Here is a 21,381-nt window from a genome sequence, read left to right as displayed (position 1 = left end):
GGGTCGCCCGTGGCCGATGCTGGCGCCGACCACGGCCGCGACGCCCTCGTGCGCGCCAGGGCGCTGGTGCATGCGGCGATGACCGATCCGCAGGGCGGGGTCGCGGCATTGGTGCAGGCCGAGTCGCTGCTGCTGGCCGCGCTGGCGGCGGTGCGGGACGATGCCGCGCTGCTCACCGGCCTGGGGGCGGTGCAGTGCGACCTGGGGCGCTACGCCGATGCGGTCGATGCGTTGCAGCGCGCCGTGCGGCTGCAGCCGGAGGACCGCCATACCTGCTTCAACCTCGGCGTGGCGCTGCTCAACAGCGGCGACGACGCGCAGGCGATGCAGCGGTTTCGGCAGGCGGCCACGCGGGCGGGATCGGCGGCGACCTGGGAGGCCTATTTCGATCCGCAGGCGCAATGAGGCGCGGCGCGCGCCATGCCATCCACGTCTGCGTCGCAACGCCGCGCACGCCACGCTGGCGGCGGCGCTTCCGTACCATGGCCCAGGCGCGCCATCGCCGCCGTGTCCGCGCCGCGTGTTGCGCACCCAGGAACTTTGAGCCGTCATGCTGACCTTCTCCCGCTTCACCCGCTATTTCATGGAAGTGGCGCATTGGCGCAGCATCCGCCGCGCCTCCGAGGCGCTGCACGTGTCGGCCTCGGCGATCGACCGGCAGATCCTCAAGGCCGAGCAGGAGCTGGGCGTGCAGTTGTTCGAGCGGCTGCCGGGCGGCCTGCGCCTGACCAGCGCCGGCGAACTGCTGCTGGTCGACATGCGGCGCTGGGAAAAGAGCTACCAACGCACGCTGGAACTGTTCGACGAATTGAAGGGGCTGCGCCGCGGCCATGTCGAGATCGCGATGATCGATGCGTTGAGCGAGGGCATCGTGGTCGATGCCCTGGCCCACCTGATCGACGCGCACCCGGGCCTGACCTTCAACCTGCAGACCGAGGACAACCAGAAGGTGGCCGACAAGGTCGTCGCCGCGGAAGTGGATGTCGGCCTGCTGCTGGATCCGGTCAGCGGCATCGACCTGGAGGTGGTCGCCTTCGCCGAGATCCCGCTGGGCTTGTGCATGCCGGTCGGACACCCGCTCAGCGGCAGGGCGAGCCTGCAGTTGAACGACCTGCTCGGCGAACATCGCCTGCTGTTGCCGGCGGCGCCGCTGATCGTCAACGAGCACGCCAAGGCGGTGTACCAGCGCCAGCACATCGACACGGGCCGCTGCATCCGCTGCAACGACGTGCGCACGCTGCGCGCGCTGGTGCGCCAGGGCGTCGGCGTGGGCCTGCTGTCGCAACTGGACGTGCTCGCCGACCTGGCCGACGGGCGCCTGGCGTTCGTGCCCTTGCGCGAGGGCCTGGCCAGGCCGATGACGCTGGCGCTGTGCGTGGCGCCGCAGCGGCAACTGTCCAGGGCGGCGCAGGCCATGCTCAAGGTGTTGGCGCCGCGGGTGGAAGCGATCCTGGAGCCGCGCACGGGCGCGTAGCGCCTAGCCCCTCTCCCACCGGGAGAGGAGTTGGGGTGAGGGTCCGGCGCGAAAGCGACTTGCGGATTCAGGTGCACGAGGCTGCGCCCGTACCCTCATCCGCCCCTTCGGGGCACCTTCTCCCAGAGGGAGAAGGGAAGAGCCTGACCCCTCTCCCGTCGGGAGAGGGGTTGGGGTGAGGGTCCGGCGCGAAAGCGACTCGCGGAGTCAGGTGCACGAGGCTTCGCCCGTACCCTCATCCGCCCCTTCGGGGCACCTTCTCCCAGCGGGAGAAGGGAGGCGCCTGGCCCCTCTCCCATCGGGAGAGGGGTCGGGGGTGAGGGTCCGGCGCGAAAGCTACTCGCGGAGTCTGGGTGCACGAGGCTGCGCCCGTACCCTCATCCGCCCCTTCCGGGCACCTTCTCCCGAGGGGAGAAGGGAGGTGCCTGGCCCCTCTCCCACCGGGAGAGGGGCTGGGGTGAGGGTCTGGCGCGAAAGCGACCCGCGGAGTCAGGTGCACGAGGCTGCGCCCGTCCCCTCATCCGCCCCTGCGGGGCACCTTCTCCCAGCGGGAGAAGGGAAGCGCCTAGCCCCTCTCCCACCGGGAGAGGGGTTGGGGTGAGGGTCCGGCGCGAAAGCGACCCGTGGATTCAGGTGCACGAGGCTGCGCCCGTACCCTCATCCGCCCCTTCGGGGCACCTTCTCCCGACGGGAGAAGGGAAGTGCCTGGCCCCTCTCCCGTCGGGAGAGGGGTTGGGGTGAGAGACCGTTGCATTTTTTGCAATGCCTCCACGCGAAAACGGCGTTTGCCTGCAATCCTGGCGCTTCGTATAGTGCCAACAATCGCTACGAATCGTCTTTTTCATCGCTAATCCATTGAATCGAATGGATTTTTTCCGCCGATTCGTTGCCCGCTATAGCTCGCTTCTTTCCTCCTTCGTGACCGCGCCATGTTCGCCAGCCACGTCCCCTCTGCCGCCACGGCGCCTGCATCGGCCACGGCCCCGACGCCGCCGATGGCCAGCGCCGGCCTGCGTGCGGTCGCGCGCTGCGACGCGCTCGGCGTGGCGCCCTACAGCGACACCACGGACGGCCTGTTTCGCGGCTGGCTGAGCCCGGCGCATCGCGCCTCCGTGGCGGCGGTGGCGGCATGGATGGGCGAGGCCGGCCTGCCTACCCGCATCGACCCGGCCGGCAACCTGCTTGGCCGCTACGAAGGCGCGGTCGCGAATGCGCCGGCGCTGCTGATCGGCAGCCACCTGGACAGCGTGCGCGACGCCGGCCGCTACGACGGTCCGCTGGGGATCATGCTCGGCATCGAATGCGTGGCCGCGCTGCATGCGCAGGGTCGGCGGCTGCCGTTCGCGATCGAGGTGATCGCCTTCGGCGACGAGGAAGGCTCGCGCTTCCCGGCATCGATGCTGAGCAGCCGCGCGGTGGCCGGCACGCTGGACCCGGCAGCGCTGCAGGTGCACGACGGCGACGGCATCGCCCTGGCCGAGGCGCTGGCCGCCTGGGGCCTGGACATCGCGCTGCTGCCGCATGCGGCGCGCGCGCCGCAGGAGGTGCTGGCCTATCTGGAAGCGCATATCGAACAAGGGCCGGTGCTGGAGGCCGAGGGGCTGGCGCTGGGGGCGGTCAGCGGTATCGCTGCGCAGCGCCGCTACCGCGCACTGCTGCTGGGCCGCGCCGGCCACGCCGGCACCACGCGCATGGACCTGCGCGCCGATGCGCTCACCGCCGCCGCCGAGTGCGTGCTGGCGGTGGAGCAGGTGGCGCGCAGCGGGCCGGCGGACCTGGTGGCCACGGTCGGGCGCCTGCAGGTGGCGCCGGGCGCGGTCAACGTGGTGCCGGGGCGGGTCGAGTTCTCGATCGACGTGCGCGCCGGCACCGACGCCGCGCGCGATGCCGCGGCCGAGGCGATCACGCAGCGCCTGCACGCGATCGCCGTTGCGCGCGGCGTGCAGTTGGAGCTGCAGTGCGTGCAGGACCTGCCGGCCAGTCCCTGCGCTCCGCGCCTGGTCGCGGCGCTGGAAACGGCCATCGCCGCGCAGGGCATCGCGCCGCGGCGGCTGGTGTCCGGTGCCGGCCACGACGCGATGGTGATGGCCGCGCTGTGCCCGACCGCGATGCTGTTCCTGCGCTGCGCCGGCGGCGTCAGCCATCACCCGGCCGAACACGTGGAGCCCGCCGACGCCGAATTGGCGGTGGCGGCGATGCTGCACTTCCTCGATTCCCTGGGAGACACCCTTGTCCGTTGAGCCGCTGCCCGCCGACCTGTTCGGCGAGATCGATCCGCCGCAACGCCTGCTGATGGGACCGGGCCCGGTCAATGCGCATCCGCGCGTGCTGCGTGCGATGTCCGCGGACCTGCTCGGCCAGTTCGATCCGGAAATGACCGGTTACATGAACCAGGTGATGGCGCTGTACCGGCCGCTGTTCGGCACCGAGAACCACTGGACCTTCCTGGTCGACGGCACCGCGCGCGCCGGCATCGAGGCAGCGCTGGTGTCGCTGGTGGCGCCGGGCGAGCGCGTGCTGGTGCTGAACTTCGGCCGCTTCGGCCTGCTGCTGGGCGAGATCCTCGGCCGCATCGGCGCGGTGGTGGAGAACGTGGAGGCGCCGTGGGGCGAGGTGGTGCCGATGACGACGGTGGCCGACGCGATCGAACGCTTCGCGCCGAAGTTGGTCGCCTGCGTGCACGGCGACACCTCGACCACGATGGCGCAGCCGCTGGACGGCCTCGGCGCGCTGTGCCGTGCCGCCGGCGCGCTGTCCTACGTCGATGCCACCGCGACCATCGGCGGCATGCCGATCGCCAGCGACGCCTGGGGCGTGGACGTGGTCACCGGCGGCTTGCAGAAATGCCTGGGCGGGCCGTCCGGCTCGGCGCCGATCACGGTCTCCGCGCAGGCCGCCGAGGCGATCTTCGCGCGCCGCCACGTCGAGCGCGGCATCGTCCGCGACGACATCGCCAACGGCCGCGGCGTGCGCATCGGTTCGAACTACTTCGACCTGGCGATGGTGATGGACTACTGGTCGGACAAGCGCCTGAACCACCACACCGAGGCCACCAGCATGCTGTACGCGGCGCGCGAGTGCGCGCGCGTGGCGCTGCAGGAAGGCCTGCCGGCGCGCTTCGCGCGGCACGCCGCGGCCGGCCGCGCGGTGGCCGCCGGCGTGCGCGCGCTGGGGTTGCAGGTGTTCGGCGACGACCGCCACCGCATGGCCAACGTCACCGGCGTGGTGATTCCGCCCGGCATCGATGGCGAGGCGGTGCGGCGGCGCCTGCGCGAGGATTTCGAGATCGAGATCGGCACCGCGTTCGGGCCGTTGCAGGGAAAACTGTGGCGCATCGGCGCGATGGGCTACAACGCGATGAAGCACAAGGTGCTGATCACCCTGGGCGCGCTGGAGGCGGTGCTGCGCGCCGAAGGCCATGCCTGCGCGCCGGGCGCCGCGGTGGAGGCGGCGCTGGCCGCCTGGCACGCCGACGGAGCGCCGCGATGAGCGCCGCGCGCGACCTGGTCGGCTATGGCGCGCAGCCGCCGGATCCGCAGTGGCCGGGCGGCGCGCGGGTGGCGGTGCAGTTCGTGCTCAACTACGAGGAAGGCGCCGAGAACTGCGTGCTCAACGGCGATGCCGGCTCGGAGGCGTTCCTGTCGGAGATGGTCGGCGCGCACAGCCATGCGGGGGCGCGCGCGATGGCGATGGAGAGCCTGTACGAATACGGCAGCCGCGCCGGCTTCTGGCGGTTGCAGCGGCTGTTCGCCGCGCGCGGCGTGCCGGTGACGGTGTTCGGCGTGGCCCAGGCGCTGGCGGCCAATCCCGCGGCGGTGCAGGCGATGCGCGCCGCCGACTGGGAGATCGCCAGCCACGGCCTGCGCTGGATCGACTACCAACAGGTACCGGAAGCGACCGAGCGCGCGCACATCGCCGCGGCGATCGCCTTGCATACGCAGGTGACCGGTGCGCGCCCGCTGGGCTGGTACCAGGGGCGCACCAGTCCCAACACCGCGCGGCTGGTGGCCGAGGAGGGCGGCTTCGTCTACGACGCCGACAGCTACGCCGACGACCTGCCGTACTACGACCGCCGCCACGGCCGCGCGCAGCTGGTGGTGCCGTACACGCTGGACGCCAACGACATGAAGTTCGTCGCCTACAACGGCTTCGCCGACGGCGAGCCGTTCTTCCGCTACCTGCGCGATGGCTTCGAGCAGTTGTGCGCCGAGGGCGGGCGGATGATGTCGGTGGGCCTGCACGGGCGCATCGCCGGACGTCCGGCGCGCGCCCTGGCGCTGGCCCGCTTCCTCGATCACGTCCTGGCCAGCGGCCAGGCCTGGATCGCGCGGCGCATCGACATCGCCCGCCACTGGCAGCAGGTGCACCCGGCATGATCCTCAACGCGCCCGAGGTCCTGGCCGAGGTGCAGGCGGCGTTCGCCGCCTACGAGCGCGCGCTGATGGACGACGATGTCGCCACGCTGGACCGGCTGTTCCACGATGCGCCGACCACGGTGCGCTACGGCGTCGGCGAGGCCTTGTACGGCGCCGACGCCATCCGCGCGTTCCGCCGCGGCCGCGGCGGCTCGCCGCAACGGCGGCTGCTGCGCGTGCAGATCGTTGCCTACGGGCGCGACTTCGCCACCGCCGATGCCGAGTTCCAGCGCCACGGCAGCCCGCGTCGCGGCCGCCAGAGCCAGAGCTGGGTACGCTTCGCCGACGGCTGGAAGGTGGTGTCGGCGCACGTCTCGCTGCAGGGGGATCACGCATGAGCGCCGTCGACTGGAACGCGCTGCCCGAAGTCGAGTTCGTCGCGCGCCTGCATGGGTTGTTCGAGCATTCGCCATGGGTGGTGCAGCGCGCCGCGGCGCAGCGCCCGTTCGCCGATCTGCATGCCGGCCTGCTGCAGGTGCTGCACGCGGCCAGCGTCGCGGAGCAACTGGCCTTGATCCGCGCGCATCCGGAGCTGGCCGGCAAGGCCGCGATCGACGGCCGCCTGACCGCCGCCTCGGCCGCCGAGCAGGCGCAGGCCGGGCTGGACCGCCTCACCGCCGAGGAGTTCGCGCGCTTCCACGCGCTCAATGCCGCCTATCGTGCGCGCTTCGATTTTCCGTTCGTGGTCTGCGTGCGCCTGACCGACAAGGCCGGCATCCTCGCCGCGATGCAGGCGCGGCTGGCGAATACGCGCGAGGCCGAGATCGTCACCGCCCTCGACGAGATCGGCAAGATCGCGCGGTTGCGCCTGGAGGCGCTGTCGTGAGCGCCGCGGCAGGCGGGCTGCAGGCGCTGTCGGCGCAGGTCGCGCGCGAGCTGCAGTGGCTCGGCCACGGCGGGCCCGACTGGACCCGCGTGCAGTCGCACGACGGCGAGCACGTCTACGACGTGGTCATCGTCGGCGGCGGCCAGAGCGGGCTGGGCGCGGCCTTCGGCCTGCTGCGCGAGCGCATCTCCAACCTGCTGGTGATCGACGAGAACCCGGCCGGCCGGGAAGGGCCGTGGGTCACCTATGCGCGGATGGTCACCCTGCGCACGCCCAAGGAACTGAGCGCGCTGGACTTCGGCATGCCGTCGCTGACCTTCCGCGCCTACTGGGAAGCCCGGCACGGCACCGCCGCCTGGGACGCGCTGGGCAAGATCCCGCGCGCGGACTGGATGGACTACCTGCGCTGGTACCGCGAGGTGCTCGGCCTGCCGGTGCGCAACCAGGCGCGGCTGCTGCGCATCGAACCGCTGCCGACCCGGCGCCTGCAGCGCCTGCACCTGGAGAGCGGCGACACGCTGCTGGCGCGCAAGGTGGTGCTGGCCACCGGCATCCAGGGCGGTGGGCAATGGCACGTGCCGTCGCTGGTGGCCGGCAAGCTGGCCCGCGCGCGCTACGCGCACACCTCCGAGGCGATCGACTACGCGGCGCTGGCCGGGCGCCGCATCGGCATCCTCGGCGGTGGCGCCTCGGCCTTCGACAACGCCCAGCACGCGCTGGCCGCCGGCGTCGGCGAGGTGCACGTGTTCGTGCGCCGCAACGCGCTGCCGCGGGTCAATCCGATCCGGCACATGGAACGCAGCGGCATCATCCCGCGCTTCGCCGCGCTGCCGGACGCCGACAAGTACGCGATGATGGCCAGCTTCTTCCGCCGCAACCAGCCGCCGACCAACGACACCTTCGAACGCGCCGTGGCCTGGCCCAATTTCCACCTGCACCTGGGCAGCCCGTGGCAGGACGTGGCCGAGACCGCCGACGGCGTGCTGGTGACCACGCCGCACGGGCGCCTGCCGTTCGACTTCGTGGTGCTGTCCACCGGCCTGGTCACCGACCCGGCGCTGCGCCCGGAACTGGCGGCGGTGGCCGACGGCATCGCGCGCTGGCGCGACCGCTACCGCCCGCCGCCGGGACAGGAACTGCCGCTGCTGGATGCGCATCCCTACCTGGGGCCGGGCTTCGAGTTGCTGCCGCGCACCCCGGCGCACGCGGCGGCGCTGCATGGCCTGTTCGCGTTCAACTACTCGGCGCTGCTGAGCCTGGGCCTGTCGGCGGCGGCGCTGTCCGGGCTGAAGCACGCGTTGCCGCGGCTGGTGAAGGCGGTTGCCGACCAACTGTTCCTGGACGAGCGCGAGGCGATGCTTGCCGCGTACATGGACTACGCCGAACCCGAATTCGTCGGCCAATGGCCGATGCCGCACCTGGAGGAATCCGTCGGATGAGCAGCCTGTCGACCCATGTGCTGGACCTGAGCCGCGGGCTGCCCGCGGCCGGCGTGGCGCTGCGCCTGTTCGCCGGCGAGGCCTTGCTGCATGAGGATGTCACCGATGCCGACGGCCGCTGTCCGGCGCTGCGCACGCTGGAGTTGGCCGCTGGGCGCTATCGGCTGGAATTTGCCGTGGCCGATTACTTTCGCGGTGGCGGCGTGGCCTTGCCCGAGCCGCCGTTCCTGGACGTGGTGCCGATCGCGTTCGGCCTGGCGGATGCGGGGCATTGCCACGTGCCGCTGCTGGTCTCGCCGTTCGGCTACTCCACCTACCGGGGCAGCTGAGATGGACACGGTGCGCTTCCTGCTCGACGGACAGGCGATGGAACTGGACGCGGCGGATCCGACCGCCAGCGTGCTCGACCTGCTGCGCTACCGGCTTGGCCGCACCGGCAGCAAGGAAGGCTGCGCCGAAGGCGATTGCGGGGCGTGCACGGTCCTGGTCGGTGAACTCACCGATGGCGAGGGTGCCGAGGGCGACGAGCGGGTGCGCTGGCGTGCGCTCAATGCCTGCATCCTGTTCGTGCCGATGCTCGACGGCAAGGCGCTGCTGACGGTGGAAAGCCTGGCGGCCGGCGGCGCGCTGCATGCCGTGCAGCAGGAACTGGTGCAGCGCCACGGTTCGCAGTGCGGCTTCTGCACGCCCGGCTTCGTGATGTCGCTGTACGCGCGCAGCATCGGCGCGCTCGGCACTGGCCAGGCGGCCCTGGCCGATGTGCTTGCCGGCAACCTGTGCCGCTGCACCGGCTATGGCCCGATCCTGGAGGCCGGCGCGGCGGTGCCGCCGGCGCCGCGCGACGATGCGGCCACCCTCGCCGGCCTGCGCGCGCTGCGTCGCACCGCCGCGCTGGCGCAGCCCCATGCCGATGCCACGACCGGGCGCGCGCGCCGTGCCACCGCGCCGCGCAGCGCCGACGCGCTTGCGGCCTTGCTGCTGCAGCGGCCCGAGGCGCGCCTGGTCGCCGGCGCGACCGATGTCGGCCTGTGGGTGACCAAGCAGCAGCGTGTGCTCGACGACGTGGTGTTCATCGGCGACATCCCCGAACTGCGCCGGCTGCAGGAGACGGCGGACGGGCTGCGCATCGGCGCCTGCGTACGCTACAGCGAGGCGCAGGCCGCGCTGGCGGCGCTGCACCCGGCGCTGGGCGAGCTGTTGCGGCGCATCGGCGGCACCCAGGTGCGCAATGCCGGCACCATCGGCGGCAACATCGCCAACGGCTCGCCGATCGGCGACATGCCGCCGGCGCTGATCGCGCTCGGCGCCAGCGTCACCCTGCGCCGCGGCGACGTGCGGCGCACGTTGCCGCTGGAGGACTTCTTCCTGGCCTACGGCCGCCAGGCGCTGCGGCCAGGCGAGTTCGTCGAGTACGTGGACGTGCCGCGGCCGCCTGCGGACCTGCTGTACCGCGTCGACAAGCTGAGCAAGCGCTTCGACAGCGACATCTCCGCGGTTTGCGGCGCGTTCGCGTTGCGCATCGTCGACGGCACGGTGCGCCAGGCGCGCATCGCCTTCGGCGGCATGGCCGGCACGCCGCAACGCGCGCGCGGCGCCGAGCAGGCCCTGCTCGGGCAGCCGTGGAGCGTGGCCACGGTCGAGGCCGCCGCCGCGGCGCTGGCGCAGGACTTCCGCCCGCTCAGCGACGTGCGCGGCTCGGCCGGGTACCGCCTGGCGGTCGCGGCGAACCTGCTGCGGCGGGTGTGGATCGGGCACGCGCATCCGCACGAGCCGCTGTCGGTGCTGGAGCTGGCCGATGGCTGACGGTCCGATCGCCGCTACCGCCGCTGCGTCCTCGCAGGTGCACCGCGCGCTGCGCCACGACAGCGCGCCGGCGCACGTCAGCGGCCAGGCGCGCTACATCGACGACCTGCCGGAACCGCCCGGCATGCTGCACCTGGCGTTCGGCCTCAGCGACCACCCGCATGCGCGGCTGCTGCGCCTGGACCTGGCGCCGGTGCGCGCGGCACCCGGCGTGGTGGCGGTATTCGCCGCCGCCGACATTCCCGGCGAGAACAATGTCGCCCCGGTCGCGCACGACGATCCGTTGTTCGCCGGCGACACCGTGCTCTACCACGGCCAACCGTTGTTCGTGGTGGCCGCCGACAGCCAGGCCGCGGCGCGGCGCGCGGCGCGCCTGGCGCGGGTCGAGTACGCGCCGTTGCCGGCGCTGCCGACCATCGCCGAGGCCCGCGCCGCTGGCGCGGTGCTGGAGCCGGCGCAGCGCATGGCCCGCGGCGGCGACGTCGATGCCGCCCTGGCGGCGGCGCCGCGCCGCTGCAGCGGTGCGCTGGAGATCGGCGGGCAGGAGCATTTCTACCTGGAAGGACAGATCGCCGTGGCCCTGCCCGGCGAACAGGGCCAGTTGCACGTGCTGTCCTCGACCCAGCATCCGAGCGAGGTGCAGCACCTGATCGCGGCGCTGCTCGGCCTGGACAGCGCCGATGTGACCGTGGAAGTGCGACGCATGGGCGGCGCGTTCGGCGGCAAGGAGACCCAGGCGGCGGCGCCAGCGGCGGCCTGCGCGCTGGTCGCCGCGCTGACCGGCCGCCCGGCCAAGCTGCGCTACGACCGCGACGACGACATGCGCATCACCGGCAAGCGCCACGACTTCCAGGTCGACTACCAGGTCGGCTTCGACGACGACGGCCGCCTGCTGGCGCTGCGCCTGGACCTGGCCTCGCGCTGCGGCGCCACCACCGACCTGTCGCTGGCGATCAACGACCGCGCGATGTTCCATGCCGACAACTGCTACTGGCTGCCGGTGGTGGAGATCGTCTCGCACCGCTTGCGCACCCACACCGTGTCCAACACCGCGTTCCGCGGCTTCGGCGGGCCGCAGGGCATGCTGGCGATCGAACGCGTGCTGGACGCGGTCGCCGCCGCGCTGGGCCGCGATGCGCTGGCGGTGCGCCGGGCCAACCTGTACGCGGCGCCGCACCACAACGTCACCCCGTACGGCATGACCGTGGAAGACAACGTCGCGCCGGCGCTGATCGAGGAACTGGCCGCGCGCACCGGCTACGCCGCGCGACAGGCGGCGGTGGCGGCGTTCAACGCGCGCCACCGCGTGCTGAAGAAGGGCCTGGCGCTGACCCCGGTGAAGTTCGGCATCAGCTTCACCACCACCCATCTCAACCAGGCCGGTGCGCTGGTGCTGGTCTATGCCGACGGCTCGGTGCAGCTCAACCACGGCGGCACCGAGATGGGCCAGGGGCTGATGATCAAGGTCGCGCAGATCGTCGCCGATGTGTTCGGCATCGACACCGCATGCGTGCGCATCACCGCCACGCGCACCGACAAGGTGCCCAACACCTCGGCCACTGCGGCGTCTTCCGGCACCGACCTCAACGGCATGGCGGCGTACAACGCGGCCAGCGAGATCCGCGCGCGCCTGGCCGCGCTGGCGGCCGAGCGCGGCGGCGTGACGCCGGCGCAGGTGCGCTTCGCCGACGGCAAGGTCGTCGCCGGTAGCCTGGAGCTGGACTTCGGCGCGCTGTGCCGGCAGGCGCACATGGCGCGCATCTCGCTGGCCGCCAGCGGCTACTACGCCACGCCGAAGATCCACTACGACCGCGCCAGCCACCGCGGCCGCCCGTTCTACTACTTCGCCTACGGCGCGGCGCTGAGCGAAGTGGTGATCGACACCCTGACCGGCGAGCACAAGGTGCTGGCGGTGGACGTGTTGCACGACGTCGGCCGCTCGCTGAACCCGGCGATCGACCTGGGCCAGGTCGAGGGCGGCTTCGTCCAGGGCATGGGCTGGCTGACCACCGAGGAACTGGTCTACGACGCAGATGGCCGGCTGCTCACCCATGCACCGTCCACGTACAAGATTCCCACCGCGGGGGATCGCCCGGCGCGCGTGCGGATCGACCTGTGGGACGGCGGACGCAACGACGAACCGACCATCCACCGTTCCAAGGCGGTCGGCGAGCCGCCGTTGATGCTGGCGATCTCGGTGTTCTCGGCGCTGACCCAGGCGGTGGCCGCGGCGGCGCCGGGCAACGGCGTGCCGGCCCTGGACGCGCCGGCCACCCCGGAACGCATCCTGGCCGCGATCGCGGCACGGCGCGCCGATGCGCGCTGACTGGAGCCTGCACGCCGAAGCGGCGCTGGCGCGCGGCGCGACCGCGCTGATCACCGTGCTGGCCACGGCCGGCTCGACCCCGCGCGAGGCCGGCACGCGCATGCTGGTGAGCGCCGACGGCAGCATCGGCACCATCGGCGGCGGCGTGCTCGAATGGCGCGCCTGTGCGCTGGCGCGCGACCTGCTGGCGCAGCCGCCGGGCAGTTGGCAGGTGCAGGACTACACGCTGGGTGCGGCGGCGCCGGCGCGTGCGGCGCCCTGCAGCGGCCAATGTGCGGACTGCGCGGCGCAGGCCCGCGCCGACGACCTGCTCGGCCAGTGTTGCGGCGGCCGCGTGCGCCTGTTGCTGGAGCGGCTGGATCCGGCGCACCGCGACTGGCTGCGGCAGGCGACGCTGGGACGCACGCTGTCGACCCGGTTGCAGGTGGACGGCATCGCGCACGCCATCGACGACGCGCCGCCGCAGTCGCTATCGCTGCGTGCGCCGGCGCCCGCGGCCGGCGCGCTGCTGCGGCAGGCGATCGGCCCACCACGCACGCCGCTGCTCCTGTTCGGTGCCGGGCACGTCGGCATCGCCATCGCGCGTGCGTTGCGCGAGCTGCCGTTCGCGCTGGACTGGGTCGATCCGCGCGCGGACTTGGCCACCGCTGCCGGTGCAGCGCACCTGGATGAAGCCGCATTGCTCGCGCGTGCCCGCAACGCGCCCACCGACGCGATGCTGCTGATCCTGACCCACGATCACGCGCTGGATTACCGGCTCACCGCGGAGGCGCTGGCCGGCCGTGCCGGCTTTGTCGGCCTGATCGGCTCGGCTTCCAAGCGCGCGCGGTTCCTGTCGCGGCTGCGCCACGACGGCCTGGGCACGGCTGCGCAGACGCGGCTGACCTGCCCGATCGGCCTGCCCGGGATCGAGGGCAAGGCACCGGCGGTGATCGCGATCGCGGTAGCCGCGCAATTGCTGCAGTGCATGTCGGCGCTGGACGCGCAGCGTCGTCCGCCCGTGGGGGACGCCGCGTCGCTGCCATTGCAGTCCGCGCTCGCTGCGCGATAACGGCGCAATCGAGCGAAGCGGTGCACTCTCGAATGGCGCAGTGCGTCGGGACTGAAGTCCCTCCCACAGTGTCGTAGCCAGCTTGCCGCAAGCCCCTGTAGGAGCGGCTTCAGCCGCGACGAGCGAAGCGGTGCGCTTTCGGATGGCGCAATGCGTCGGGACTGAAGTCCCTCCCACAGTGCCCCAGCCAGCTTGCCGCAAGACTCCGTAGGAGCGGCTTCAGCCGCGACGAGCGAAGCGATGCGCGTTCCGATGGCGGATTGCATCGGCACTGAAGTCCCTCCCACAGTGCCCCAGCCAGCTTGCCGCAAGTCTCGGTAGGAGCCGCTTCAGCCGCGACGAGCGAAGCGGTACGCGCTCCGATGGCGTAGTGCGTCGGGACTGAAGTCCCTCCCACAGTGCCCTAGCCAGCTTGCCGCCAGCCCCTGTGGGAGCGGCTTCAGCCGCGACGAGCGAAGCGGTGCGCGTTCCGATGGCGCAGTGCGTTGGGACCGAAGTCGACCCTGCCGTGCCTCCGGCGGACGTGCCGCAACGGCGTGGCGACGCGGCTGCCTCCCCGCGTCGCCACGACCCGACGACGCTTACGGCAGGCCGGCCAGCCAGTCGTCGTCGCTGCCTTCGTTGATGTCGGCGAACAGCGGCGTGGAGAAGTAGCGCTCGCCGGTATCGGGTAGCATCGCCAGGATCACCGCGCCGGGCGCCGCGGTCTCGGCCACGCGCAGCGCGGTGGCGACGGTGCCGCCGCCGGAGATGCCGGTGAAGATGCCTTCCTCGGCGGCGAGGCGGCGCGAGACCGTGATGGCGTCGGTGTCCTCCACGCTCAGCACTTCGTCGTAGACCTCGCGGTTGAGCACGTCGGGCACGAAGTCCGGGGTCCAGCCCTGGATCTTGTGCGGCTTCCACTCCTGGCCCTGCAGCAGGGCCGCGCCAGCCGGTTCGGTGGCGGTGATGCGGACTTCCGGACGGGCCAGGCGCAGCACTTCGCCGACGCCGGTGAGGGTGCCGCCGGTGCCCCAGCCGCTGACGAAGTGGTCGAGCCGGCGGCCGGCGAAATCGCGCAGGATCTCCGCGGCGGTGGTGCTGCGGTGATAGGCCGGGTTGGCCGGGTTGGCGAACTGCCGGGCCAGGAACCAGCCGTGCTGCTTGGCCAGTTCCTCGGCCTTGCGCACCATGCCGCTGCCGCGCTCGGCGGCCGGGGTCAGGATGACCTTGGCGCCGTAGGCGCGCATCAGCTTGCGGCGCTCGATCGAGAAGGTCTCCACCATCGTCGCCACGAACTTGTAGCCGCGCGCGGCAGCAACCATCGCCAGGGCCACGCCGGTGTTGCCGGAGGTCGCCTCGACGATGGTGTCGCCGGGCTTGAGCAGGCCGCGCGCCTCGGCGTCGAGCACGATCGCCAGGGCCAGGCGGTCCTTGACCGAGCCGCCGGGATTGAAGGCCTCGACCTTGACGTACAGGTCCACGTGCGCCGGCGCCAGGCGCTGCAGCTTGACGATCGGGGTGTGGCCGATGGTGTCGAGGATGTTGTCGTAGATGGCCATGCGTGGGGTCTCCGGAAAGTGCGGGTCAGGCGGCGTGGGCCAGGGTAGGCACGGCCGGCTTCGGGGAAGGTGAGGGCGCTGCGCCCAGCGGCGCGGCGCCGAACCAGTGCAGGGTCGACGCCAGCGCCGCCACTTCGCCCAGGATCAGCAGCGCCGGCGAGCGCACGCCGTGCGCGCGGGCGGTGTCGGGCAGGTCGGCGAGGGTGCCGGTGACCACGCGCTGTTCGGGGCGCGAGCCGTTTTCGACCAGGGCGAACGGGGTGTCGGCGGCGCGGCCGGCGCGCAGCAGGCGCGTGCGCACCGTGTCCAGCCCGGCCACGCCCATGTACACCGCCAGGGTCTGCCGTTGCTGCGCCAGCGCGGCCCAGTCCAAGGTGTCGAACGAATCCTTGCAGTGTGCGGTGACCAGGCGCAGCGACTGCGCATGGTCGCGATGGGTCAGCGGGATGCCGGCGTAGGCGGCGCAGGCCAGCGCCGCGGTGATGCCGGGCACCACCGCGTAGGGCACGCCATGCGCGCGCAGGTACTCCAGTTCCTCGCCGCCGCGGCCGAACACGAACGGGTCGCCGCCCTTCAGCCGCACCACCCGGCGTCCGCGCCGCGCCTGGTCCAGCAGCAGCGCGTGGATCTGCTCCTGGGCCACGCTGTGGCCATCGGCCGACTTGCCGACGGCGATGCGTTCGGTGCCCGCTGGCACAAGCTGCAGGATCGCGGCGCTGACCAGGCGGTCGTGCAGGACCACGTCGGCCTGGCGCAACGCATGCAGCGCGTGGCCGGTAAGCAGGCCGGGATCGCCGGGGCCGGCGCCGACCAGGGTCACGCTGCCCGGGCGCAGTGGCAGCGCCTGGCCCGTGGCCGTCTCGGCGGCCTCGGTCGCGAACGCAGGCTCGGCCGGCAACGCCTGCGCCAATACCCGCCGCGCGGCCGCCGCCTGCAGCGCCTGGCGGTTGGTCGCGGCGTCCTCGCTGGCGGCGACCAGGTACCAGACCGTCTCCAGCCAGGCCGTATCGAAGCTGCCGCGCAGCCACGCCAGCCGGCCATCCGCGGCCAGCGCGTGCAGCGCCGGGGTGAGGCTCGGCGCTGCCACCCGCGGCACGGCGCCGGCGGCGAGCAGCGCCTGCACCTGGCGCTCGGCGGCCGCACCGCCACCGATCACCAACACGGCCCGGTCGCGCAGGTCCGGATACAGGGCAATCGGGGCAGGGCTCACAGGGACGGCTCGCAACGCGGGGAGGGGCGGAGCGACGACCGTAGCGCCGGCTCATAGCCCCAGGAAATGACTTCATGCCCCAGGCAGATAGCTTTCGGTTATAAGGTGGAAGGCCGAATTCCACTACAGTCGAGCGTCCCGCCTGGCGGCGCCTCGCCCTCGTCCCGATGACGCTGACCCAACTCCGCTATCTCGTCGCCATTGCCGATGCCGATCTGAACATCACCCTGGCGGCGGCGCGCGTGCATGCCACCCAGCCGGGGCTGTCCAAGCAGCTCAAGCAACTGGAGGACGAACTGGGCTTTCTGCTGTTCGTGCGCAAGGGCCGCAGCCTGGAGACGGTGACCCCGGCCGGGCGCGAGGTGATCGAGCGCGCCCGTGCGGTGCTGGCCGAGGCCAACAACATCCGCACCTACGCGGCCAACCAGCGCCGCGAGAGCCAGGGCCAGCTCACCCTCACCACCACCCACACCCAGGCGCGCTTCGTGCTGCCGCCGGCGGTGGCGCAGATCAAGCAGGCCTATCCGCAGGTCAGCGTGCACCTGCAGCAGGCCGCCGAGAGCGCGGCGCTGGACCTGCTCAGCCAGGGCGATGCCGATATCGCCATCGTCAGCACTGCCGGCACCGCGCCGGCCGCCGGCATCGCCGTGCCGCTGTACCGCTGGCGGCGGCTGGTGCTGGTGCCGCGCGGGCATGCGCTGGACGTGCCGAAGCGGGTCCCGGACATGGCCGCACTGGCGGCGCAGCCGCTGATCAGCTACGAATCCTCGACCCGTGCCGGCTCCTCGCTGCAGCGCGCCTTCGGCCGGCTCGGGCTGGAGCCGCGGATCGCGCTGACCGCGCTGGACGCGGACCTGATCAAGACCTACGTGCGCACCGGGCTTGGCGTGGGCCTGCTGGCGGAGATGGCGGTGAGCGCCAACGACACCGACCTGCGCGCCTGGCCGGCGCCGCCGGAGATTCCGGACTGCATCGCCTGGGCGGTGCTGCCGCGCGACCGGGTACTGCGCGACTACGCGCTGGAGCTGGTGCACGTGCTGGCGCCGCAGATCGACACGCGCGACCTGCGCCGGGTGATGGAAGGCAACCAGCAGCCGGACTGGCCGGCACCGCCGAGCTGGGAAGAACTCACCCAGACCATTACCAGCTAGACGCCGGGAGTCGGGAATCGGGATTGGGGAATCGCGGTGAAGCCGGGAATGGGGAATCGGGATTGGGGAATCGTGACGGCGGCGCCTCGTGCTCGATGTGTTGATTGGCTTCGGACAGGCATCCGAGCAAAAGACGTGCGGACAACGACACTGCGACCTGTGCTGGATGCGGGAACGAAGACAACGCATCGTCGCATCGACATGGCCGCTTGGCGCGGCTGATCAGGCCATCGCCAGCCAAGGTGTGGTGAAGCCGGGAATGGGGAATCGGGATTGGGGAATCGTGACGGCGGCGTCCCGGGGCCGGTGCGTCGATTGGCTTCAGACCGACATCCGAGCATAAGACGTGCGGCAACGACACCGCGGTCTGGTATTCGAATCCCGGAATACACACCAGGCATCGGCGCGGGCGCCTGCCGCAACGGCATCGCGTGCGTTGCCGCGGCCCGAGCCGCCCCCTATCATGCGGCCCCTTCTGCCACCTGGCAGATCGCGACCCTGGACTGCCGGCGGCTGCCGGCCATGCGCCGCCGATGTGCGGTCGACGCCCCGGGGCGTGTCGACTTTCCCAACGCAAGGACGCCCGATGCATCCTGTTCTCCAGCACAACCTGTTCTTCGTCAAGGAACAGGTCGGCATGTTCAAGGCCGCCAACAACTACGACGTGTTCGATCCGCACAGCAACCGCAAGCTGCTGGAATGCCGCGAGCCGCACCTGGGCGTGTTCACCAAGCTGCTGCGCTTCACCGACTACAAGCGCATGACTCCGTTCCAGGTGGAAGTGCGCACGCCGGACGGGCACAAGGTGCTGACCGTGAGGCGCGGCGTGTCGCTGTTCCTGTCCACGGTCGAGGTGCTGGACGAGCACGACCGGCGTGTGGGCTCCTTCAGCCAGAAGTTCTTCTCCATCGGCGGCAAGTTCGATGTGCTCGATGCCCAGGGCGCGCCGGTGTGCACGCTGCGCGGCAAGTGGACCAGCTGGGATTTCCGCTTCGTGCAGGGCGAGCGCGAACTGGCGCAGGTGTCCAAGAAATGGGCCGGACTGGGCAAGGAACTGTTCACCAGTGCCGACAACTACATGCTGTCGATCGCCGAGAGCCTGCCTGCCGAGGATCCGCGGCGGATCCTGATCATGGCGGCGGTGTTGTGCATCGATATGGTGTTGAAGGAGTGATGGTGAAGCCGGGAATGGGGAATCGCGGTGAAGCCGGGAGTCGGGAATCGGGATTGGGGAATCGCAAAAGCTGGACTCCCGCGGCTGCTGCAGCCTGGTCCCTCTCGCTGAGCGGGAGGGGACGTTGTGGGAGGGACTTCAGTCCCGACTGCAGGCTGCGGGAAGACCCCAGTACTTCACTGATTGCCCGGTAGGAGCGGCTTCAGCCGCGACCGGTCTGTCTGTAACGCATCGCCTCCGCTGGCTCACGGCGCGCTCGGCTGCCGCCGCGCCGGCGATGCTCCCTTCTGCCCCCGGGAGAAGGTGCCCCGAAGGGGCGGATGAGGGTGCGGGGGCCTGCACCCACGCGACTCAGGCGTCGGCCGCTGCCGCCGGCAACAGCACGGTGAAGCGGCTGCCCTGGCCGGGCTGGCTGCGGACCTCGACGGTGCAGCCCAGGGTCTCGGCGGCGCGGCGGACGATCCACAGGCCCAGGCCGAGGCCGTCGCTGCGCGGGTCGGCCTGTTGGAAGGCCTGGAACATCGTGCGCAGGCCGGCTTCGTCCATGCCGATGCCGCGGTCGATGATTTCCACCGCCACGCGATCGCCACGGCGTCGGCAGCCGATCAGCACCTTGCCCTGCGCGGTGTACTTGACCGCGTTGCCCAGCAGGTTGCCGAGCAGCGTCGACAGCAGGGGAGCGCTGCTGCGCACGCGCAGCGAGGTCGGCACGCTGCGCAGCTGTACGCCCTTGGCCGCGGCCTGCGGCTGCCAGGTGGCCAGGATCGGCGCCAGCACGTCGGCCAGGGCCAGGTCGTGCAGCGCGGGCAGGCGCAGTTCGCCGGCGGCGGCATTGGTGGCGAGCTGGTCGAGCCCGCTGGCGACCTGGTTCAAGGCCGCGCGTGCGGTCTCCAGCGGGCCGTCCTGCGCGGCGTCGTGCAGGCGCTGCAGCTTGCTCAGCGCGTAGGACGCGGTGCGCAGCGGCGTCTTCAGATCGTGGCCGGCGATGGCCATCAGGCGGCTGCGGTAGTGGTTGGATTCCTGCGCCAGCTGCAGCGCCTTGCGCAGTTCCAGTTGGCCCATCGCCTGCCGCGCCAGCGCGCGCAGCGCTTCGATCTGCTCGTAGCTGAGCTGGCGCGGGCGCCGGTCCAGCACGCACACCGTGCCCAGGGCCAAGCCGTCGGAGGTCTTCAGCAGCGCGCCGGCGTAGAAGTGCAGGCGCATCTCGCCGGTCACCAGCGGATTGCAGGCGAAGCGCGGGTCCTCGCGGGTATCCGGCACCAGCAGCAGGTCGTCCTCGAGCAGCGCGTGCGCGCACAGCGAGGTGGCCAGCGGGGTTTCGCGCGTGCCCAGCCCGATCTCGCTCTTGAACCACTGGCGCTCGCTGTCGATCAGGTTGACCACCGCGATCGGCGCCTGGCAGATCAGCGCCGCCAGCCGGGTGATGTCGTCGAATGCCGGCTCGCGCGGCGTGTCCAGGATCGCGTAGCTGTGCAACGCGTCCAGGCGCAGCGCTTCGTTGCGTGGCTTGACCGCGCAGTAGACCGGGGCGGCGGCGGGTTCGACGGTGGACATGCAGCGCGGCTCGGTCAGGAAGACGCGCAGTCTATGGTACCTGTCACGGTTTTTGCCGACGCGGCGTTCACATGGCACTCGCGTGGGCTGCACCCGCCCTTAGCGAATCCGTCGATCCCCGCCGCCAGCGCTTCAGCCCACCCAGCGGCCTTGTGCGTCGACCAGCGGCGTGCCGTCCTCCTTGGCGAAGGCGCCACGCTGCGGCGATGGCAGGATGTCCAGCACGGTCTCCGAGGGCCGGCACAGGCGCGTGCCCAGCGGGGTGACCACGATCGGCCGGTTGAGCAGGATCGGGTGCTGCAGCATGGCGTCCAGCAGCGCGTCATCGCCCAGCGCCGGATCATCCAGCCTGAGTTCGGCGTAGGGCGTGCCCTTCTGCCGGATCAACTCCCGCAGCGGCAGCCCGCTGGCCGCCGCCAGCGCCTGCAGGGTGGCGCGGTCCGGCGGCGTCTTCAGGTACTCGATCACGATCGGTTCGACGCCGCTGTTGCGGATCAGCCCGAGCACGTTGCGCGAAGTGCCGCAGGCAGGGTTGTGGTAGATCGTGATCGTCGGCATGGGTCGGCTCGTTGCGTGGGACGGACAAGGGCGGCCGTTGCGGAATCCTCCACGCGGCCGCGGCAGATGGTGCCGCAATCGCGGCGCCATGCAAGAGTGGCGCGCGTCGGGTACGCCATGTGCACGGCGCCCTTGGCCGTGGTCGCCGGGCGGGAACGGCCGACCTGTCGTCGATCCGCTGAGACGGCATGGTCCGAGCGGGCAACGGATGGACCGCGCTGCCGGGCGACTGGCAGGCGGCGGGGCGACAGCGCTGGGGCCATGGGCGGACGGAGGTCGTGGCCGCCATTGCGGGGTGTGGCCTGCCGACCGAGGCCGCGTCCGTCCTGCACCGCCACGACGCGCCTGCGTCACTTCGCCGCATGCGGCGTCGCACGCGTTTCAATGGCCAGCGCACCCTCTAGAATGCGCCGATGGTCCGTCTCCGCCAGCTGCCGTCGTGTTGGGCCGCGCTCGCTGCGCTGGCGCTCGGCCTGTTGCTGCTGGCGCCGCCGATCAGCCAGTGGCGGCAGGCGCAGGCCCAGGCGGCCGCGCTGCAAGGCCAGGCGCTGTGCACCAGCGGCGGCCTGCGCCTGGCGGCGCTGGCAGGTGCCGTCTCCGCGGCGCATGGCGGCCACCACGACGATGCCGGCCTGGCGCACGCGCCGGCCTGCGATTACTGCCTGCTCGCCGCGCGGCTGCTGCCGTGGGTGGCGCTGTTGCTGGCGTTGCTGCCCTGGTGCTGTCCGCCGGTCCCGGGCGCGGCGCTGCGCAGCCGTGTCGTCACGGCCACCGCACGCCGTGCACACCCGGTCCGCGGGCCGCCGCTGTTCTCCTGATCCACGGGTTGCCGTTTCCGTGCCGCGGCGCCGCTGCGGCA

The 21,381-nt window shown here is 71.9% G+C and carries 19 protein-coding genes; 15 read left to right on the top strand and 4 right to left on the bottom strand.

The window, feature by feature from the left end:
• Positions 1 to 9: 9 nt before the first annotated feature.
• The 12 genes from Q7W82_RS18295 to xdhC all read left to right on the top strand — a co-directional run bounded on the left by Q7W82_RS18295 (position 10) and on the right by xdhC (position 13,334).
• Positions 10 to 405, top strand: a complete 396-nt coding sequence (locus Q7W82_RS18295) for a tetratricopeptide repeat protein (protein ID WP_242160974.1) — start codon at positions 10 to 12, stop codon at positions 403 to 405.
• A gap of 145 nt (positions 406 to 550) precedes the next feature.
• On the top strand, positions 551 to 1,474 hold the full coding sequence (locus Q7W82_RS18290) for a LysR family transcriptional regulator (RefSeq protein WP_242160975.1): 924 nt from the start codon (positions 551 to 553) through the stop codon (positions 1,472 to 1,474).
• Between the two features lie 995 nt (positions 1,475 to 2,469).
• On the top strand, positions 2,470 to 3,714 hold the full coding sequence (locus Q7W82_RS18285; RefSeq protein ID WP_242160976.1) for an allantoate amidohydrolase: 1,245 nt from the start codon (positions 2,470 to 2,472) through the stop codon (positions 3,712 to 3,714).
• A 52-nt stretch (positions 3,715 to 3,766) separates the two neighbouring features.
• The gene (locus Q7W82_RS18280) at positions 3,767 to 4,963 is read left to right on the top strand and encodes an alanine--glyoxylate aminotransferase family protein (protein WP_242161059.1); all 1,197 of its coding nucleotides are present in this window, start codon (positions 3,767 to 3,769) and stop codon (positions 4,961 to 4,963) included.
• Complete coding sequence (gene puuE, locus Q7W82_RS18275) at positions 4,960 to 5,850, top strand: allantoinase PuuE (RefSeq protein WP_242160977.1); 891 nt, start codon at positions 4,960 to 4,962, stop codon at positions 5,848 to 5,850. The genes Q7W82_RS18280 and puuE overlap by 4 nt, the downstream gene beginning before the upstream one ends.
• A complete protein-coding gene (hpxZ, locus tag Q7W82_RS18270; RefSeq protein WP_242160978.1) occupies positions 5,847 to 6,227 on the top strand; it encodes an oxalurate catabolism protein HpxZ in 381 nt (126 codons plus the stop codon). Before puuE ends, hpxZ begins: the two co-directional genes overlap by 4 nt.
• Positions 6,224 to 6,715, top strand: a complete 492-nt coding sequence (uraD, locus tag Q7W82_RS18265) for a 2-oxo-4-hydroxy-4-carboxy-5-ureidoimidazoline decarboxylase (protein ID WP_242160979.1) — start codon at positions 6,224 to 6,226, stop codon at positions 6,713 to 6,715. The genes hpxZ and uraD overlap by 4 nt, the downstream gene beginning before the upstream one ends.
• A 17-nt stretch (positions 6,716 to 6,732) precedes the next feature.
• Positions 6,733 to 8,154 carry an NAD(P)/FAD-dependent oxidoreductase gene (locus tag Q7W82_RS18260; protein ID WP_242161060.1) on the top strand — a complete coding sequence of 474 codons (1,422 nt, stop codon included), beginning with the start codon at positions 6,733 to 6,735 and terminating at the stop codon, positions 8,152 to 8,154.
• Positions 8,118 to 8,483, top strand: a complete 366-nt coding sequence (gene uraH / locus Q7W82_RS18255; protein WP_242160980.1) for a hydroxyisourate hydrolase — start codon at positions 8,118 to 8,120, stop codon at positions 8,481 to 8,483. The genes Q7W82_RS18260 and uraH overlap by 37 nt, the downstream gene beginning before the upstream one ends.
• A 1-nt stretch (position 8,484) precedes the next feature.
• Positions 8,485 to 9,957 (top strand): xanthine dehydrogenase small subunit, encoded by a 1,473-nt coding sequence (xdhA, locus tag Q7W82_RS18250; protein WP_242160981.1) that lies wholly within the window; start codon positions 8,485 to 8,487, stop codon positions 9,955 to 9,957.
• Positions 9,950 to 12,283 (top strand): xanthine dehydrogenase molybdopterin binding subunit, encoded by a 2,334-nt coding sequence (gene xdhB, locus Q7W82_RS18245; RefSeq protein ID WP_242160982.1) that lies wholly within the window; start codon positions 9,950 to 9,952, stop codon positions 12,281 to 12,283. Before xdhA ends, xdhB begins: the two co-directional genes overlap by 8 nt.
• Positions 12,273 to 13,334: a xanthine dehydrogenase accessory protein XdhC gene (xdhC, locus tag Q7W82_RS18240; protein ID WP_242160983.1), complete on the top strand. Its 1,062-nt coding sequence runs from the start codon at positions 12,273 to 12,275 to the stop codon at positions 13,332 to 13,334. The genes xdhB and xdhC overlap by 11 nt, the downstream gene beginning before the upstream one ends.
• Before the next feature lie 581 nt (positions 13,335 to 13,915).
• Here xdhC and cysK read toward each other — a convergent pair.
• Together cysK and cobA are read right to left on the bottom strand one after the other, a co-directional pair.
• Positions 13,916 to 14,875 carry a cysteine synthase A gene (gene cysK / locus Q7W82_RS18235; RefSeq protein ID WP_242080543.1) on the bottom strand — a complete coding sequence of 320 codons (960 nt, stop codon included), beginning with the start codon at positions 14,873 to 14,875 and terminating at the stop codon, positions 13,916 to 13,918.
• A gap of 25 nt (positions 14,876 to 14,900) precedes the next feature.
• On the bottom strand, positions 14,901 to 16,085 hold the full coding sequence (gene cobA / locus Q7W82_RS18230) for a uroporphyrinogen-III C-methyltransferase (RefSeq protein ID WP_242160984.1): 1,185 nt from the start codon (positions 16,083 to 16,085) through the stop codon (positions 14,901 to 14,903).
• Positions 16,086 to 16,252: 167 nt separating this feature from the next.
• On the opposite strand from cobA, the gene Q7W82_RS18225 reads away from it, so the two are divergent.
• Together Q7W82_RS18225 and Q7W82_RS18220 are read left to right on the top strand one after the other, a co-directional pair.
• Positions 16,253 to 17,236: a LysR family transcriptional regulator gene (locus Q7W82_RS18225; protein WP_242160985.1), complete on the top strand. Its 984-nt coding sequence runs from the start codon at positions 16,253 to 16,255 to the stop codon at positions 17,234 to 17,236.
• A 586-nt stretch (positions 17,237 to 17,822) separates the two neighbouring features.
• Positions 17,823 to 18,410, top strand: coding sequence for a phospholipid scramblase-related protein (locus tag Q7W82_RS18220; protein WP_160947545.1), 588 nt, complete (start codon positions 17,823 to 17,825; stop codon positions 18,408 to 18,410).
• A 351-nt stretch (positions 18,411 to 18,761) separates the two neighbouring features.
• On the opposite strand, the gene Q7W82_RS18215 is transcribed toward Q7W82_RS18220, so the two are convergent.
• Positions 18,762 to 19,964 carry a GAF domain-containing sensor histidine kinase gene (locus Q7W82_RS18215; RefSeq protein ID WP_242160986.1) on the bottom strand — a complete coding sequence of 401 codons (1,203 nt, stop codon included), beginning with the start codon at positions 19,962 to 19,964 and terminating at the stop codon, positions 18,762 to 18,764.
• Between the two features lie 132 nt (positions 19,965 to 20,096).
• Complete coding sequence (gene arsC, locus Q7W82_RS18210; protein WP_242160987.1) at positions 20,097 to 20,522, bottom strand: arsenate reductase (glutaredoxin); 426 nt, start codon at positions 20,520 to 20,522, stop codon at positions 20,097 to 20,099.
• 413 nt (positions 20,523 to 20,935) lie between these two features.
• Here arsC and Q7W82_RS18205 point away from each other — a divergent pair, with 413 nt between their 5' ends.
• Positions 20,936 to 21,340: a DUF2946 family protein gene (locus Q7W82_RS18205; RefSeq protein WP_242160988.1), complete on the top strand. Its 405-nt coding sequence runs from the start codon at positions 20,936 to 20,938 to the stop codon at positions 21,338 to 21,340.
• Positions 21,341 to 21,381: the final 41 nt, after the last annotated feature.

The organism is Xanthomonas indica (assembly GCF_040529045.1).
Taxonomy (GTDB): Bacteria; Pseudomonadota; Gammaproteobacteria; order Xanthomonadales; family Xanthomonadaceae; genus Xanthomonas_A; species Xanthomonas_A indica.
Note: the sequence above shows the minus strand (reverse complement) of the source record. Positions and strands in the feature narration are given on the sequence as shown.

Excerpts from the sequence above, each read along its gene's own strand:
- Q7W82_RS18290 (WP_242160975.1), top strand. The coding sequence starts at position 551 with ATGCTGACCTTCTCCCGCTTCACCCGCTATTTCATGGAAGTGGCGCAT.
- Q7W82_RS18220 (WP_160947545.1), top strand. The coding sequence starts at position 17,823 with ATGCATCCTGTTCTCCAGCACAACCTGTTCTTCGTCAAGGAACAGGTC.
- uraH (WP_242160980.1), top strand. The coding sequence starts at position 8,118 with ATGGCCGATGCCGCACCTGGAGGAATCCGTCGGATGAGCAGCCTGTCG.
- Q7W82_RS18225 (WP_242160985.1), top strand. The coding sequence starts at position 16,253 with ATGACGCTGACCCAACTCCGCTATCTCGTCGCCATTGCCGATGCCGAT.
- xdhC (WP_242160983.1), top strand. The coding sequence starts at position 12,273 with ATGCGCGCTGACTGGAGCCTGCACGCCGAAGCGGCGCTGGCGCGCGGC.
- puuE (WP_242160977.1), top strand. The coding sequence starts at position 4,960 with ATGAGCGCCGCGCGCGACCTGGTCGGCTATGGCGCGCAGCCGCCGGAT.
- Q7W82_RS18205 (WP_242160988.1), top strand. The coding sequence starts at position 20,936 with ATGGTCCGTCTCCGCCAGCTGCCGTCGTGTTGGGCCGCGCTCGCTGCG.
- xdhA (WP_242160981.1), top strand. The coding sequence starts at position 8,485 with ATGGACACGGTGCGCTTCCTGCTCGACGGACAGGCGATGGAACTGGAC.
- arsC (WP_242160987.1), bottom strand. The coding sequence starts at position 20,522 with ATGCCGACGATCACGATCTACCACAACCCTGCCTGCGGCACTTCGCGC.
- Q7W82_RS18285 (WP_242160976.1), top strand. The coding sequence starts at position 2,470 with ATGGCCAGCGCCGGCCTGCGTGCGGTCGCGCGCTGCGACGCGCTCGGC.
- hpxZ (WP_242160978.1), top strand. The coding sequence starts at position 5,847 with ATGATCCTCAACGCGCCCGAGGTCCTGGCCGAGGTGCAGGCGGCGTTC.
- Q7W82_RS18280 (WP_242161059.1), top strand. The coding sequence starts at position 3,767 with ATGGGACCGGGCCCGGTCAATGCGCATCCGCGCGTGCTGCGTGCGATG.
- xdhB (WP_242160982.1), top strand. The coding sequence starts at position 9,950 with ATGGCTGACGGTCCGATCGCCGCTACCGCCGCTGCGTCCTCGCAGGTG.
- uraD (WP_242160979.1), top strand. The coding sequence starts at position 6,224 with ATGAGCGCCGTCGACTGGAACGCGCTGCCCGAAGTCGAGTTCGTCGCG.
- cysK (WP_242080543.1), bottom strand. The coding sequence starts at position 14,875 with ATGGCCATCTACGACAACATCCTCGACACCATCGGCCACACCCCGATC.
- Q7W82_RS18215 (WP_242160986.1), bottom strand. The coding sequence starts at position 19,964 with ATGTCCACCGTCGAACCCGCCGCCGCCCCGGTCTACTGCGCGGTCAAG.